The following is a 13,798-nucleotide window of genomic DNA, read 5'->3' as shown; positions in this document are numbered from 1 at the left end:
CTGTCAACGCTATTGATAGCGATTCTCACTAACACGTGACAAACAGCCAGGTGCGGATCGCACTCGCCAGGTTCGGCGGGTCCGTCGCGAGGATACGGAGCGCGTCGATCTCGGCGACGAGCGCCGACAGCGGCAGGGCTTTGCGCGCCGCGGCGGCTTCCAGCGCCTGCCAGAACACGGGTTCGAGGCTGATCGAGGTCTGGTGACCGGCGATCGTGACGGACCGCTTCACGGGCCCGTGGAAGCCGCCGGCGGGGGCCGTGATCATGGCGTGCTCCCGACGATGCCGCTTCGGCGCGATACCGGGGGTTCCCCCGCGAAAGCGGGGGTCCAGGAGTCACGACCGTCTGCGTGCGTTACCCTGGGCTCCCGCGTTCGCGGGAGAACGGACCTAGTCGGCGGGCGCCGCCCGATCATTCGCTGTCGAACAGCGCCGCCAGCTGCTCGATCAGCGTACCGCCCAACTGCTCGACATCCATGATCGTCACCGCGCGCGCATAATAGCGCGTGACGTCGTGGCCGATGCCGATCGCGGACAGTTCGACCGGCGACTTGGTCTCGATCCAGCCGATGACCTGGCGGAGGTGGCGTTCGAGATAGCTGCCCGAGTTCACGCTCAGCGTCGAATCGTCGACCGGCGCGCCGTCGCTGATCACCATCAGGATGCGACGCTCCTCGGGCCGCGCCATCAGCCGGCTGTGCGCCCACATCAGCGCCTCGCCGTCGATATTCTCCTTGAGCAGCCCCTCGCGCATCATCAGCCCGAGCGAATTCCGCGCCCGGCGCCATGGTTCGTCGGCGCGTTTGTAGACGATGTGGCGAATGTCGTTCAGCCGGCCGGGCTGCGGCGGGCGCCCTGCGGCGAGCCAGGTCTCGCGCGACTGCCCGCCCTTCCAGGCGCGGGTGGTGAAACCGAGGATCTCGGTCTTCACGCCGCAGCGTTCCAGCGTCCGTGCGAGAATGTCCGCGCTGATCGCCGCGATCGAGATCGGGCGGCCGCGCATCGATCCCGAATTGTCGATCAGCAACGTGACGACGGTATCGCGAAATTCGGTCTCGCGTTCGATCTTGTAGCTGAGCGACAAGGTCGGGTTGACGACGATGCGCGCAAGCCGCGCGGCGTCGAGGATGCCTTCTTCCTGATCGAAATCCCACGACCGCGACTGCTGCGCCATCAGCCGACGCTGCAGCCGGTTGGCGAGCTTCGACACCGCCGACTGCAGGTGGACGAGCTGCTGGTCGAGATAGCCGCGCAGCCGCGCCAGTTCGTCGGCATCGCACAGCTCGGTGGCGGCGATCACCTCGTCGAACTGCGTCGTCCACGGCTTGTAGTCGAACGCCGTGCCCATATCGCCGAACGGACGATTGGGGCGCACCGGCTGCATCCCCTCCTCGCCGTCGTCGCCGGGTTCGCCGTCGATGTCCTCGGAAGAATCCTCCGAGCTCTCCTGGCTGTCGCTCTGTTCGTTCTGCTGCTCGGACTGTTCGCCGCGCGCCTCGACCTCGCCCTGGCCCTGTTCGCCCTGGTCGTCGCCCTCGTCGCCTTCGTCCTGCTGCTGCTCGTCGGTGCCCTCGTCCTCGGAACCGCCCTCGTCCGAACTTTCGGGGGCCTGCTCGCCCTCGACGAGCTCGAGTTCCTCGAGCATCTTCCGGGCGAGCCCCTGGAACGCCTTCTGGTCGTCGAGCGCGAACGCCAGCGCGTCGAGATCGGTCTTGCTCTCTACCCACTCGCGCACCAGCGCCAGCCCCGGCGCGGCGATCCCCGGCGCCGCCTGTCCCGTCAGCTTCTCGCGGACCAGCAGGCCGAGCGCGGTCGACAGCGGCACCTCGGATTGATTGCGCGCGCGCGTGATCGGATCCGCCCGCAGCCGCACGTCGAGCGCCATGGCCAGATTGTCGGTGATGCCGGCATAGCCGCGCCCACCCAGCGCCTCGACCCGCGCCGTCTCGACCGCATCGAACACCGCACGCGCCACGGCTTCGGTGGGCGCGGCGCGTGCGTGCAGCGCGACGTCGTGATGCTTCAGCCGCAGCGCGAAACCGTCCGAAAAGCCGCGCGCTTCGGCGACCTGATCGGCCGGCAACGAGCGCGCGGGCATCGGCACCTTGATATGCTTGCCCGACTGCACGGGGGCGTCGGCGGTATAGGCGAGCTCGACCTCCGGCTCCTCGGAAATCGCCCGCGCCGTCCCCGCGAGGACGGCCTTGAAACGGTCGAGCGGGGTTTCGTTGGCCAAGGCCTATGCCTTTCCGACGACGCTCTCGGGCAGGTCCTTGCCGAACACGCGCTGGTAGTATTCCGCCACCAGGCTGCGCTCGGCTTCGTCGCACTTGTTGAGGAAGCTCAGGCGGAACGCGAAGCCGACATCGCCGAAGATCAGCGCGTTCTGTGCCCAGGTGATCACCGTGCGCGGGCTCATGACGGTCGAGATGTCGCCGTTGACGAAGCCCTTTCGGGTCATGTCGGCGACGCGGACCATATTCTCGACGGTCTTCTTGCCCTCCGGCTTGTCATACTCGCCCGACTTGGCGAGCACGATCTGCGCCTCGACCACCGCGGGCAGATAGTTGAGCGTGACGACGATGTTCCAGCGGTCCATCTGGCCCTGGTTGATCTGCTGCGTGCCGTGATACAGCCCGCTGGTATCGCCCAGGCCAACCGTGTTGGCAGTCGCGAACAGGCGGAACCACGGGTTCGGGCGGATCACGCGGTTCTGGTCGAGCAGCGTCAGCTTGCCCTCGGCCTCCAGCACGCGCTGGATCACGAACATCACGTCGGGGCGGCCGGCGTCATACTCGTCGAACACCAAGGCGGTCGGGGTCTGCAGCGCCCAGGGGAGCAGGCCTTCGCGGAACTCGGTGATCTGCTGCCCGTCCTTGAGCACGATCGCGTCGCGGCCGATCAGGTCGATGCGGCTGATATGCGCATCGAGGTTGATGCGGATCGACGGCCATTTGAGGCGCGCCGCGACCTGTTCGATATGCGTCGACTTGCCGGTGCCGTGATAGCCCTGGACCATCACCCGGCGGTTGTGCGCGAACCCCGCGAGCACCGCGAGCGTGGTGTCCGCGTCGAACACATAGGCGGGATCGAGATCGGGCACGCGTTCGTCGGCTTCGGAGAAGGCCGGCACTTCCATGTCGGTGTCGATCCCGAACATCTCGCGCACCTTGACCATGCGGTCGGGGGCATCGAGAATCGTCGTCTCGCGGCTGTCGGGCTGGGTATTCGGGATATCGGTCATATGGGCCTCGTGTTCCCGACTGCTCTAGGCCAAGCACGGGGCGTTACTCAACCGCGACCTTCGCTGGCAGCGGGAAGAGTGTGACGAACCGTTCGGCCGGCGCTCGGTTCCCCCGCCCGCCGCAATAGTCCGCCATCGCTCGCTCGCGGGGATGGTATGTAAACGGCCTCTGGTTACTTTTCCTAACTTTGGCGTTGCGCACGGAGCCGCCCCGCGGCATCTTCGGCGGACAGCAAGTCGGAGGAGTCGAGATGGCCAAGATGATCTTCGTCAACCTGCCGGTGGCCGACGTCGCCGCCGCAACCGCCTTCTACGCCGCGATCGGCATGACGAAGGACGCTCGCTTCTCAAACGACGTCGCTTCGGCGATGGTCTGGTCCGATACGATCAGCTTCTTGCTGCTCGACCACGCCTATTTCTCGACCTTCACCGCCAAGCGAATCGTCGACGCGCATGACAGCAGCGAAGTGCTGCTGTGCCTGTCGCAGGAAAGCCGCGATGCGGTCGACGCGATCACCGATGCCGCGCTGGCGGCGGGCGGCACCGAGCCGCGCGCGGTGCAGGATCACGGATTCATGTACGGTCGCACGTTCACCGACCTCGACGGGCATATCTTCGAACCGATGTTCATGGACATGGAGGCGGCGATGGCGGCGATGGGCCAGGCTCGGCCCGACTAGCCCGGAACCCTCAGTCGACCTTGTACAAGCGAAGCGGCGATTTCGCGGGAAGCGGCAAGGGCGTCAGCCACGCCGGAACCTGGTTGCGGGACATCTGCGCGTAGAAGCCGTTCGGACCGCGCGCCTTGTAATTGGTCGATTCGGCGGCGTTGGGGCACAGCATCAGCATCGTCGCGCCGTGCCGCTTGATGATCGCATGTGCGCGATCGGCCGGGCCGTCGAACGCGTGTTGCACGTCGAGGATCGCATCGCCGTTGCGGTGATAGGGTCCCGCGATCGCGTCGTGATGCGTGATCGTGATCAGCCGTGGCCCCAGGTCGACGAAGGTGAAGATCGTCTGCGCCGGATAGCGGTTCAGCTGCGAAAGCACGGTCGTGCGCATGCAGTTGCCGGTCGCGGCATTGACGCGCTTTTCGTACGGCTTGGGGCGGTCGATCGGGAGATACTGGATCGCCAGCCCCGCGAACAGGCCGGAGACGACCAGGAACCCGGCAACGGTGCCGAACACGCGCACGGGAAGCAGCCGGTGGTGAAGCAGCCAGGGCAGCAGCAGCCAGCCGAGCGCGGTCGCGCCCGATACCGCGAGCAGCTGCGCCGCGGGGGCGGCGCGGACCTGCCACAGCAGCATCGCGGCGGCAAAGGCGGCGAACAGCGCGACGCAGACCCAGCCAAGCGCGGCAGGCGAGCGGCGTGCGCGCCAGCTCGCGACGATCGCGCCGATCAGCCCGATGATCGGCAACGTCGCCATCGCGAAGCCGGTGCGGAAGGCGTGCTTGTAGATCGGCTTGGCCTCGCGGACATTGTCCAGCCAGTTGTGCGCGAGCTCGGGCGAGACCTGTTCGGGCCGGCCCAGGCACTGCGGGAACATCCATGCAAAGCCGGCGACGATCGCCCCGCCCGCCGCGATCGCCAGCGCGAGACGCAGCGCGCGCGGTTCGGGACCGAACCGCGCGAGCAGGAACAGCAGCAGGCCCGCCGCGATCATCACGCTCAGCCAGACCGGGGTCAGCGCGTCGCAGCGCATGACCTGGTTCGCGTTCGACGCGAACAGTGCGAAGCCGAGCGCGCTGCCGCCGCCCAGCGACAGCGCATAGACCTGCAGCCGGTCCGCCTCGCCGCGGTCCCAGACCCAGCGCAGCGCGAGGATCGCGCCTGCCATCGCCGCATAGGGCAGCAGTTCGAGCCCGATCGTCAGCGACACGGCGCTCGCGATACCGACCAGCGCGCCGCCGCGCAGCGCCTTCGGATCGCAGAGGCCGGCGAGCGTGAGACTGAGCATCGCGAGCTGCCAGCCGTGATGATCGACCCGCATCGGCGTGAACATCAGCTGCGTCGCGGTCGCCCCGGTCAGGAACACGAGCCCGAGCGGCCAGGCATAAGGGCTGACGAGCCGGCGCACCGTCGCCGCGGTGCCGAGCATCGTGACCGACAGCGGCAGGATCGGCGCGATGCCGCAGGCGAGCCGCTCGGCCCAGCTGTTGCTGGTGAACAGGCGGAAGAACAGGATCAGCCCCGCGATCGGCAGGTCGACCAACCGGCTCCAATGGATGTCGAAGCCGAGCGGCGGGTTGAGCCGATAGTTGCGCAGGTCGTACCAGCCCTGCCCGTTGAGCAGCGCGCGGACCTGCATCAGGCGCATGTTGTCGTCGGTGTCGCCCAGCGACAGCCAGCGGATCTGCCCCCAGCGGTCGACGAGCATCCACGCCGCGATCGCCGCCCAGGCGACCAGCGTGAGCGCCACCCAATGGCGGTCGAGTTCGTCACGCAGACGCGACGGTACGATTTCGTCGCGCAGACGCGACGGTACGGTGTCGTCGTCGCGCAGACGCGACGGGGCCGCGCCATCCGTCATCGGGGCCTGATCCAAAACGCTTTCCTCCGGGCCGCACGCCCTCTAGACGCGCGGAGCTTTCCGCCGCTGTATCGACGCGGGATTAAAGAACAAGGTGGGCATGCAGACGATTCGGCGACAGGTGGAGCAGATGCAGGCGAGCGGGCTGCTCGGCCAGCTATTGCGCTTCGGTATCGCCGGCGGATTGTCCAGCGTGGTCTATTCGCTGGTATACCTGCCGCTGACCGCGTTCGTGTTTCCGCGCGAATATGCCGTGGCGGCGGTGCCGTTCGCGTTCGCGGTGGCGGTGACGTTCGGCTATGTCGTGCACAGTCGCTGGAGCTTCCAGGGCGCCGAGGACCGCGGTGCCAGCCAGCGCGTGAAATTCGTGATCGTGCAGGCCGCCGGGCTGTCGCTCAACGCGGTTATCACCTGGATCGGTACCGCGCTGCTCCATCTGCACCCCTGGGTCCCGCTCGTCCCCGCGATCTTCCTGGCGGCGATCGTGTCCTTCGTGCTCAACCGTTTCTGGGTATTCCACTGATATGGCCAAGATCTGATGGATCGCATCGTCTACGACCGGATGGCCGCGCATGATTCCACGCACTGGTGGTACCGCGCGCGCCGCGACATCCTTGCCGATTACCTGACGCGCTACGCCGCGCTGCCGGCGCAGGCGCAGATCCTCGAGATCGGCTGCGGCACCGGGCACAATCTGCCGATGCTGGCGACGTTCGGCGATGTCGACGCGATCGAGATCGACCCCGCCGCACGCGAGATCGCGAGCGAGCGGCTGGGCAAACCGGTGGGTGCCGCCCCCCTGCCCGCGCTGACCGGCGTGCCGCGGCGGCATTACGATCTGATCGCGGTGCTCGACGTGGTCGAGCATATCGAGGACGACGTCGCCGCGCTGGCCGCGATGCGCGAATGCCTTGCGCCGGGCGGCAAGATTCTGATCGCGGTGCCGGCGCACCAGTGGATGTGGAGCGCGCACGATACCGTGAACCACCACCACCGTCGCTATTCGAAGGCGACGCTCAAGTCGGCGATCGAGCGCGCCGGGCTGAAGCCGGCCAAGCTCGGCTATTTCAACTCGCTGCTGTTCCCGCTCGCCGCCGCCGCGCGGATCGCGGGGCGGATGAGCGGGCGCGACGACAGCGACGATTCGCCGCCGCCGGGTCCGGTCAACGCGCTGTTCGAGCGGATCTTCCGGCTTGAGCGGCATCTGGTCGGGCGCGTCCCGATGACGCCGGGGGTGTCGATCGTCACGCTGGCCCTGCCATGACGGGGGCCATGAGCGACGACCGGGTCACGATCCGCTGCGAGGACGGTATCGCCGACGTCCGGCTGAACCGCGCCGACAAGATGAACGCGATCGATCCGGCGATGTTCACCGGGATCGCCGCCGCCATCGACCGGCTGGCGGCGATGGACGACGTCCGCGTCGTCGTGCTGTCGGGCGAGGGCCGCGCCTTCTGCGCCGGGCTCGACATGGCGTCGATGGCGGACGGCGGGTCGGGGCTCGATCTCGACGCGCGGACGCACGGGCTCGCCAACGGGCCGCAGCAGGTCGCCTGGGGCTGGCGGACGCTGCCGATGCCGGTGATCGCCGCGGTGCACGGCGTCGCGTTCGGCGGGGGCTTCCAGATCATGTCGGGCGCCGACATCCGCATCGCGCGCGCCGACGCGCGGTTCGCGATCCGCGAGACTCATTGGGGGCTGGTGCCGGACATGGCCGGCGTCGCCCTATGGCGGACGCTGGTGCGCGACGACCTGTTGCGCGAGCTGACCTATACCGCGCGCGAGTTCGACGGGACCGAGGCGCTCGAAATGGGCTTCGTCACGCGGCTCGCCGAGGACCCGCTGGCATCGGCGATGGCGATGGCACGCGAGATCGCGGGGAAGAATCCGGGCGCGATCCGCGGGTCGAAGCGGCTCTACAACCTCGCCGCCGATGCGGATGCCGCCGCGGTGCTGATCGCCGAGAGCGAGGAGCAGGCCAGGGTCATCCGCACCCCCAACCAGATCGAACAGGTCCGCGCGAACATCGAACGGCGCCCGGCGGTATTCAAGGACTAGGCTCTCAAGGCCGGTCGTAGGGCACGAAGCGGCGGAAGCGGCAGATGCCCGAGGGGATCGAGAGCCCGGGCGTGACCGTGCGGAACATGTCGTTGCGACACAGCCGCGATCCCTGGACCTCGACGATCAGCGTATCCATCGGGCGAAGCGACGGGCATTCGCCGACCGGCCCGGTGACCCAGATCCGCTTGCCCGACTGGCGATAGAGGATGGTGTTCGCATCGACGATGTCGGGGCCGTTGATCCGCGACAGGTCGATGCAGTCGACCGGCGCCCCCGCGACGCGCCCCGCGAGTGGGTCCGATCGGCCCGCCATGAGCGTCGTCGCCAGCGCGACCAGGGTGATCGTCCGCATCTGCCCATCTCCCGTTCAGCCGCGAAACGAATCCTTGGCCTGGCGCCGTTCGCCGAGTTCCTCCGCCGACATCGCACGCAGGAAGGGGTTGGTCGCGCGTTCCAGACCGATCGTGGTCGGGATCGTCGGCTCGCCCCTCGTACGCAGCGCGTCGACCTCGACCATCCGCGCCGCGATGGCGGCGTTGTCGGGCTCGGCGACCAGCGCGTAGCGGCCGTTGCTCTGCGTATATTCGTGGCCGCAATAGACGCGCGTGTCGTCGGGCAGCGCCGCATAGCGCTGCATGTTGGCGAACATGTCCGCCGGCGTGCCCTCGAACAGCCGGCCGCAGCCCATCGCGAACAGCGTGTCGCCGGTGAAGATCGCCGCGTCGTCGGCGAAGTGGAACGCGATGTGCCCGGCGGTGTGGCCGGGCACCGTCATCACGGTCGCGCTGTGCCCGCCGAGCCGGACGACGTCGCTCTCGCCGACCGCGGTATCGAGCGTCGGAATCTTCGCCGCCTCCGCCGCGGGGCCGGTGACCGTCGCGCCGTACGCCTTCATCGCCTCGTTGCCGCCGGTGTGGTCGCCGTGCCAGTGCGTCGTCCAGACCTGCGCGATCCGCCAGCCACGGGCCTCGGCGGCGGCGATCACCGGCGCCGCCTCGCCCGGGTCGACCGCGACCGTCTCGCCGCTCTGATCGTCATGGACGAGCCAGGCGTAATTGTCGGCGAGCACGGGAACCCGGACGATCTCCAGCATCACCAGTGACCGGTGTTGGGCATCGAGGCCCAGGGCTCGGCCGGATCGAGTACGCCGTCCTGCAGCAGCTCGATCGAGATATTGTCGGGGCTGCGGACGAACGCCATGTGACCGTCGCGCGGAGGGCGGTTGATCGTTACGCCAGCGTCCATCAGTCGCTGGCAGGTCGCGTAGATATCCTGGACGCGGTAGGCGAGATGGCCGAAATTGCGGCCTTCGCCATATTCTTCCGGGTCCCAGTTATAGGTCAGTTCGACCTCGGCATTGGCGCGTTCGCCCGGCGCGTTCATGTCTTCGGGCGTCGCCAGGAAGATCAGCGTAAAGCGGCCCTTCTCGTTCTCGAGCCGGCGGACTTCCTTGAGGCCGAGCAGTTCGAAGAAGCGGATCGTCGCGTCCGGGTCGGCGACGCGGACCATGGTGTGGAGGTATTTCATGCTGGGTCCTCGGGTGTAAGCGGGTCGTCTAACCAAAAGCCGTCACCCCGGACTTGTTCCGGGGTCCATGTCGCCGCGCAATCGATGGTCCGGGGTTTGCGGCACCATGGATGCCGGAACAAGCCCGGCATGACGGGGGGTTATTTGGCGGTATCGAACTGCTTCAGCGCGACGACGGCGCTCTCACCGGCGTCGCTGGTCGGGGCGAGCCGGGCCGCCTGGCCCCAGGCGATGCGCGCGGCGGCCTCGTCGCCGCTCAGCGCGGCAATGTTGCCCGCCTCCAGCTGGACGGTCGCGTCGTCGGACGAGCGCTTGAGCGCCTCGGCGATGTCGGTCTTCGCGCGCCGCAGGTCGCCCGACCGGCGCGCCAGCGTCGCTGAGAGCAGCCAGGCGAGCGGATCGTCGGCTGCGGTTGTCAACGCGAGGTCGATGTCGGTCCGCGCGGCGTCGAGCTCGCCGCCCGCAACCAGCGCCCGCGCATGGTCAAGCTGCGCCTCGCCGAGTGCGAGCCCCTTGAGCGTCCCCGAGGTCAGCGCCGAATCGAGCGCGGTGCGCGCCTTTATCGAGTCGCCCGCGGCGAGCCAGGCGTTGCCGGCCTGCGCCCAATAGGTCGCGCTGCGGACGTTGCGCGCGACCTGCGCGGCGCGCGCCGCCGCCTCGAACTCGGCCGCCGCCGCCGACCAGTTGCGCTCAGTCGACAGCGCAAGCCCGGCGCAGGCGCGCGCATAATGGCCGCCGCCCGACGCCTGCCAGCGCCCGGCTTCCACGCGTGCGGCGGCGGGGTCGCGCTCGGCGGTCGCAGCGCAGCGGTCAAAGCGATCGACCGCCGCGTCGGCAGGGCCGGCCTGTGCGGCGGCGAGAGCGAGGACAAACAACATCATAGGGCGGCGATCACATCCTCGACCGCGCGGATGATCAGCGCGATGTCGGTATCGCGCGACAGGCGGTGGTCGCCGTCCTTGACCAGCACCGTCTGCACATCGGCTGAACGCAGCAGCTCGGCGAGCCGCGCGGTCCGCGCCCAGGGCACGTCGGGATCGCGCTGCCCCTGCACCAGCCGGACCGGGCAGGTCACCGCGATCTCGCCGAACATCAGCCGGTTCGCCTCGCCCGACGACCAGAAGCCGCGGGTATAGACGACGGGTTCGGGCCCGTATTTGCTGACGCGTTCGAGCCGGCCGTCGCTCAGCAGCGTCATCTTCTCCTCGGTGGTGAAGCCCCAATCGGTGAAGTCGGGCGCGGGCGCGATGCCGACCAGGCCGGCGACCTTGTCGGGGTGCGCCTTCGCGACCAGCAGCATCAGCCAGCCGCCGAGCGACGAACCGACGAGCAGCGCCGGGCCCTCGACCAGCGCGTCGAGCATCGCGAGCACGTCGTCGCGCCAGTCCGCCAGCGTCTGGTCCTCGAACGCACCCTCGCTCTGGCCGCAGCCGCCATAGTCGAAGCGGAGGAAGGCGCGGCCCTGCGCCTTGGCCCAGGCTTCGAGTGTGACCGCCTTTGTGCCGGTCATGTCGGAGCCATAGCCCGACAGGAACACGATCGTCGGGCCGGTCCCGGGGGTGTGATGATAGGCCAGGTTGGGGCGCGGTTTGGGCTGGGGGCTCGGTGTGGTCTCGCTCATCCCCCGCCCCTATCGCATTTCGCCCGTCACCGGGAAGGGTGCGGTCGCCCGTTGCGGCTGGCGCTCCGCGACCCTAGACGGGGCCGATGATCCGTCCCGCGCTGTCCGTCGTCGTCCCCTGCTATAACGAGGCCGCGTGCCTCGACATCCTGCATGCCCGTATCTCCGGTGCGGCGAAGGCCGCGGTCGGCGAGGATTACGAGATCGTGCTGATCAACGACGGATCGCGCGACGACAGCTGGGGCGCGATGCAGCGGCTCGCCGCCGCCGATCCCCGGCTGGTCGCGATCAACCTGTCGCGCAACCATGGCCATCAGCTCGCGCTGACCGCGGGCCTCGACCTGTGCGCGGGCGAGCAGATCCTGATCATCGACGCCGACCTGCAGGACCCGCCCGAACTGCTGGCCGAGATGCGCGCGGCGATGGCGGCGCAGAGCGCCGACGTGGTCTATGCGGTACGCCGCCAGCGCGCGGGCGAGACCTTGTTCAAGAAGGCGACCGCGGCGGCGTTCTATCGCCTGCTGACGCGGATGACCGAGACGCCGATTCCGCTCGACACCGGCGATTTCCGGCTGATGAGCCGGCGTGCGCTGGATGCGTTCCTGAGCTTGCCCGAACAGGCACGGTTCATTCGCGGGATGGTGGCGTGGATCGGGTTTCGCCAGGTGCCGTTCCCCTATGACCGCGCCGAGCGGCATGCGGGCGAGACGAACTATCCGCTCGCCAAGATGATCCGGCTGGCGTTCGACGCGGTTACCGGTTTTTCGACCGCGCCGCTGCGGTTCGCGAGCCATGTCGGGCTGGCGCTGACCGCGGCGTCGGTGCTGCTGCTGGTCTATATCGCGTTCGGGTTCCTCACCGGCAGCGCGGTGCAGGGCTGGACTTCGACGATGCTGGTCGTCGTGCTGTTGGGCGCGGTGCAGATGTTCGTGCTGGGGATGATCGGCGAATATATCGGCCGGCTGTACGTCGAATCGAAGCGGCGGCCGCTGTACATCGTCGCCGACGTCGCGGGGCCGATCCAGGGGACGGCGACCCTGGGGTTCCGCGCGGAGCCGGTCGAGGTCGTCCGCCTGGCTGATTAAGTCGGCGGACGACCCGCCGGATCAATAGGCGCGGCCGATCAGGACGCGTTCGACCGCAGGTTCGCCGGTGAAGATGCACAGGCCGTGATCGGCACCGCTCTGGCCGAGCGGAGCGTTGCGGATCGTCAGTTTCAGCGCCTTCAACCGCTCGACGACCGTGTCGAGTGCAGCGCCGGTCGGCTTGGACCAGCGGACGTCGACCCAGCCGGGGTTCTTCACGCTGTCGGCGAAGTGCGTTTCCAGCTCGGCGAACTCGGTGACGGGGACGATGTTGGCCTTGAGGCGGTCCATCGATTCGACGTGCAGCCCGGTCTGGATATCCGCCAGCGTGGCCGAGACCGCGTCGACGAACGCGTCCCGCGCGGTGACGGCGCTGTCGAGCTTGCCGTCCTCGCGGTAGAGCCGGTCGCGGCGGATGACCGAGACGTTGGCGCCGGCGACGTCGCGGCCGCCGACCTCGATGACGATCGGCGCGCCCTTCTTGACCCAGCCCCAGCGCTTGGTCGCGGCCTTGGCGGGCTTGAGGTCGAGCAGCGCGCGGACCGGCTCGCCGAGCGCGGACTGCTTGGCGAGATCGGCCTGGAGCGCCTTGCAATAGTCGACGATCGCGGCGTCGTCGGGATTGTCGCGCAACATCGGCACGATCACGACCTGCCACGGCGCGATCATCGGCGGCACGCGCAGACCGTCGTCGTCGCCGTGCACCATGATGACGCCGCCGATCATCCGCGTCGAAACGCCCCAGCTTGTCGTGTTGGCGAGCTCGAACTCGCCCGCCGCGTTCTGGAAGCGGATGTTCTGTGCAGACGCGAAGTTGGTGCCGAGGAAGTGCGAGGTGCCCGCCTGCAGCGCCTTGCCGTCCTGCATCATCGCCTCGATCGAATAGGTCGAGACCGCACCGGGGAAGCGCTCGTTCTCGGGCTTCTCGCCGGCGATGACGTGAAGGCCGAGACAGGTCTCGGCGAAGTCGCGGTACACTTCGAGCATCTTCAATGTCTCGTCGCGCGCCTCGTCGGCGGTCGCGTGCGCGGTGTGGCCCTCCTGCCAGAGGAACTCGCTGGTGCGCAGGAACATGCGCGTGCGCATTTCCCAGCGGACGACGTTGGCCCATTGGTTGATCAGCACGGGCAGGTCGCGCCACGACTGCACCCAGCGCGCGAACGCGGCGCCGATCACCATCTCGGACGTGGGCCGCACGACCAGCGGCTCCTCGAGCTTGGCTTCGGGATCGGGGACGAGCCGGCCATAGCCGTCGGCCTTCAGCCGGTGGTGCGTGACCACCGCCATTTCCTTGGCGAAGCCCTCGACATGCTCGGCCTCCTTCTCGAAGTAGGAGAGCGGGATGAAGAGCGGGAAATAGCAGTTCTCGTGGCCGGTCGCCTTGATCCGGTCGTCGAGCAGCCGCTGGATGCGCTCCCAGATGCCATAGCCCCAGGGGCGGATGACCATGCAGCCGCGGACGCCCGATTCCTCGGCGAGGTCGGCTTCCGAGATGACGGCCTGGTACCAGGCGGAGAAGTCCGCCTCGCGGGTGACGTTGAGTGCGCGCTTTATCATGGGGTGCGCTTATCGCGAACGCGGCGCTTCGTCACCCCACCCAGCAAGCCTCCCGTCATCCTGACGAAAGTCAGGATCCAGAGCCACGGATGCCGCGCTTGGTACCCTGGGTCCTGACTTTCGTCAGGATGACGGATGTTTCGGGTGGGACGGCGGCGCGTGTTTGCGTA

Annotated in this window: 15 protein-coding genes; 5 read left to right on the top strand and 10 right to left on the bottom strand. The window is 68.3% G+C overall.

The genetic code is table 11. The features are described 5' to 3' along the window. Window positions 1-28 precede the first annotated feature (28 nt). The 3 genes from FSB78_RS02000 to cobS form a co-directional block, all read right to left on the bottom strand. A complete protein-coding gene (locus FSB78_RS02000) occupies window positions 29-268 on the bottom strand; it encodes a ribbon-helix-helix domain-containing protein (RefSeq protein ID WP_147079529.1) in 240 nt (79 codons plus the stop codon). Between the two features lie 145 nt (window positions 269-413). Next, window positions 414-2,237, bottom strand: a complete 1,824-nt coding sequence (gene cobT, locus FSB78_RS01995; RefSeq protein ID WP_147079527.1) for a cobaltochelatase subunit CobT — start codon at window positions 2,235-2,237, stop codon at window positions 414-416. Window positions 2,238-2,240: 3 nt separating this feature from the next. Further along, window positions 2,241-3,245 carry a cobaltochelatase subunit CobS gene (gene cobS, locus FSB78_RS01990; RefSeq protein ID WP_147079525.1) on the bottom strand — a complete coding sequence of 335 codons (1,005 nt, stop codon included), beginning with the start codon at window positions 3,243-3,245 and terminating at the stop codon, window positions 2,241-2,243. Between the two features lie 251 nt (window positions 3,246-3,496). On the opposite strand from cobS, the gene FSB78_RS01985 reads away from it, so the two are divergent. Then, window positions 3,497-3,925: a VOC family protein gene (locus FSB78_RS01985; protein WP_147079523.1), complete on the top strand. Its 429-nt coding sequence runs from the start codon at window positions 3,497-3,499 to the stop codon at window positions 3,923-3,925. 10 nt (window positions 3,926-3,935) lie between these two features. On the opposite strand, the gene FSB78_RS01980 is transcribed toward FSB78_RS01985, so the two are convergent. Further along, window positions 3,936-5,777 carry an AcrB/AcrD/AcrF family protein gene (locus FSB78_RS01980; protein ID WP_242007932.1) on the bottom strand — a complete coding sequence of 614 codons (1,842 nt, stop codon included), beginning with the start codon at window positions 5,775-5,777 and terminating at the stop codon, window positions 3,936-3,938. 100 nt (window positions 5,778-5,877) lie between these two features. Here FSB78_RS01980 and FSB78_RS01975 point away from each other — a divergent pair, with 100 nt between their 5' ends. The 3 genes from FSB78_RS01975 to FSB78_RS01965 are packed head-to-tail and all read left to right on the top strand — an operon-like array spanning window position 5,878 to window position 7,835. Further along, window positions 5,878-6,300 (top strand): GtrA family protein, encoded by a 423-nt coding sequence (locus FSB78_RS01975; protein ID WP_147079521.1) that lies wholly within the window; start codon window positions 5,878-5,880, stop codon window positions 6,298-6,300. 15 nt (window positions 6,301-6,315) lie between these two features. Then, window positions 6,316-7,041, top strand: a complete 726-nt coding sequence (locus tag FSB78_RS01970; protein WP_147079519.1) for a class I SAM-dependent methyltransferase — start codon at window positions 6,316-6,318, stop codon at window positions 7,039-7,041. Window positions 7,042-7,049: 8 nt separating this feature from the next. Further along, window positions 7,050-7,835: a crotonase/enoyl-CoA hydratase family protein gene (locus FSB78_RS01965; RefSeq protein WP_242007930.1), complete on the top strand. Its 786-nt coding sequence runs from the start codon at window positions 7,050-7,052 to the stop codon at window positions 7,833-7,835. A 4-nt stretch (window positions 7,836-7,839) separates the two neighbouring features. Here the strand turns inward: FSB78_RS01965 and FSB78_RS01960 are convergent, their stop codons facing one another. The 5 genes from FSB78_RS01960 to FSB78_RS01940 all read right to left on the bottom strand — a co-directional run bounded on the left by FSB78_RS01960 (window position 7,840) and on the right by FSB78_RS01940 (window position 10,986). Next, a complete protein-coding gene (locus tag FSB78_RS01960; RefSeq protein WP_147079515.1) occupies window positions 7,840-8,190 on the bottom strand; it encodes a hypothetical protein in 351 nt (116 codons plus the stop codon). A 15-nt stretch (window positions 8,191-8,205) separates the two neighbouring features. After that, a complete protein-coding gene (gene gloB / locus FSB78_RS01955; RefSeq protein WP_147083953.1) occupies window positions 8,206-8,931 on the bottom strand; it encodes a hydroxyacylglutathione hydrolase in 726 nt (241 codons plus the stop codon). Continuing rightward, entirely contained in the window at window positions 8,931-9,365 is a 435-nt protein-coding gene (locus tag FSB78_RS01950; RefSeq protein WP_147079513.1) for a VOC family protein, read from the bottom strand. Before FSB78_RS01950 ends, gloB begins: the two co-directional genes overlap by 1 nt. Window positions 9,366-9,505: 140 nt before the next feature. After that, a complete protein-coding gene (locus tag FSB78_RS01945) occupies window positions 9,506-10,246 on the bottom strand; it encodes a tetratricopeptide repeat protein (RefSeq protein ID WP_147079511.1) in 741 nt (246 codons plus the stop codon). Beyond that, window positions 10,243-10,986 (bottom strand): alpha/beta fold hydrolase, encoded by a 744-nt coding sequence (locus FSB78_RS01940; RefSeq protein ID WP_147079508.1) that lies wholly within the window; start codon window positions 10,984-10,986, stop codon window positions 10,243-10,245. The genes FSB78_RS01945 and FSB78_RS01940 overlap by 4 nt, the downstream gene beginning before the upstream one ends. A gap of 86 nt (window positions 10,987-11,072) precedes the next feature. Between FSB78_RS01940 and FSB78_RS01935 the strand changes: the two genes are divergently transcribed. After that, window positions 11,073-12,071 carry a glycosyltransferase family 2 protein gene (locus FSB78_RS01935; RefSeq protein WP_147079506.1) on the top strand — a complete coding sequence of 333 codons (999 nt, stop codon included), beginning with the start codon at window positions 11,073-11,075 and terminating at the stop codon, window positions 12,069-12,071. 21 nt (window positions 12,072-12,092) lie between these two features. Here the strand turns inward: FSB78_RS01935 and FSB78_RS01930 are convergent, their stop codons facing one another. After that, complete coding sequence (locus FSB78_RS01930; protein ID WP_147079504.1) at window positions 12,093-13,628, bottom strand: aminoacyl--tRNA ligase-related protein; 1,536 nt, start codon at window positions 13,626-13,628, stop codon at window positions 12,093-12,095. Between the last annotated feature and the right edge of the window lie 170 nt (window positions 13,629-13,798).

The organism is Sphingomonas ginsenosidivorax (genome assembly GCF_007995065.1).
Taxonomy (GTDB): domain Bacteria; phylum Pseudomonadota; class Alphaproteobacteria; order Sphingomonadales; family Sphingomonadaceae; genus Sphingomonas; species Sphingomonas ginsenosidivorax.
This window is presented reverse-complemented; position numbering and strand designations above follow the sequence as displayed.

Coding starts and splice junctions, on each gene's coding strand:
- FSB78_RS02000 (WP_147079529.1), bottom strand. CDS start 268: ATGATCACGGCCCCCGCCGGCGGCTTCCACGGGCCCGTGAAGCGGTCC.
- cobS (WP_147079525.1), bottom strand. CDS start 3,245: ATGACCGATATCCCGAATACCCAGCCCGACAGCCGCGAGACGACGATT.
- FSB78_RS01985 (WP_147079523.1), top strand. CDS start 3,497: ATGGCCAAGATGATCTTCGTCAACCTGCCGGTGGCCGACGTCGCCGCC.
- FSB78_RS01980 (WP_242007932.1), bottom strand. CDS start 5,777: ATGACGGATGGCGCGGCCCCGTCGCGTCTGCGCGACGACGACACCGTA.
- FSB78_RS01975 (WP_147079521.1), top strand. CDS start 5,878: ATGCAGACGATTCGGCGACAGGTGGAGCAGATGCAGGCGAGCGGGCTG.
- FSB78_RS01970 (WP_147079519.1), top strand. CDS start 6,316: ATGGATCGCATCGTCTACGACCGGATGGCCGCGCATGATTCCACGCAC.
- FSB78_RS01965 (WP_242007930.1), top strand. CDS start 7,050: ATGAGCGACGACCGGGTCACGATCCGCTGCGAGGACGGTATCGCCGAC.
- FSB78_RS01960 (WP_147079515.1), bottom strand. CDS start 8,190: ATGCGGACGATCACCCTGGTCGCGCTGGCGACGACGCTCATGGCGGGC.
- gloB (WP_147083953.1), bottom strand. CDS start 8,931: ATGCTGGAGATCGTCCGGGTTCCCGTGCTCGCCGACAATTACGCCTGG.
- FSB78_RS01950 (WP_147079513.1), bottom strand. CDS start 9,365: ATGAAATACCTCCACACCATGGTCCGCGTCGCCGACCCGGACGCGACG.
- FSB78_RS01945 (WP_147079511.1), bottom strand. CDS start 10,246: ATGATGTTGTTTGTCCTCGCTCTCGCCGCCGCACAGGCCGGCCCTGCC.
- FSB78_RS01940 (WP_147079508.1), bottom strand. CDS start 10,986: ATGAGCGAGACCACACCGAGCCCCCAGCCCAAACCGCGCCCCAACCTG.
- FSB78_RS01935 (WP_147079506.1), top strand. CDS start 11,073: ATGATCCGTCCCGCGCTGTCCGTCGTCGTCCCCTGCTATAACGAGGCC.
- FSB78_RS01930 (WP_147079504.1), bottom strand. CDS start 13,628: ATGATAAAGCGCGCACTCAACGTCACCCGCGAGGCGGACTTCTCCGCC.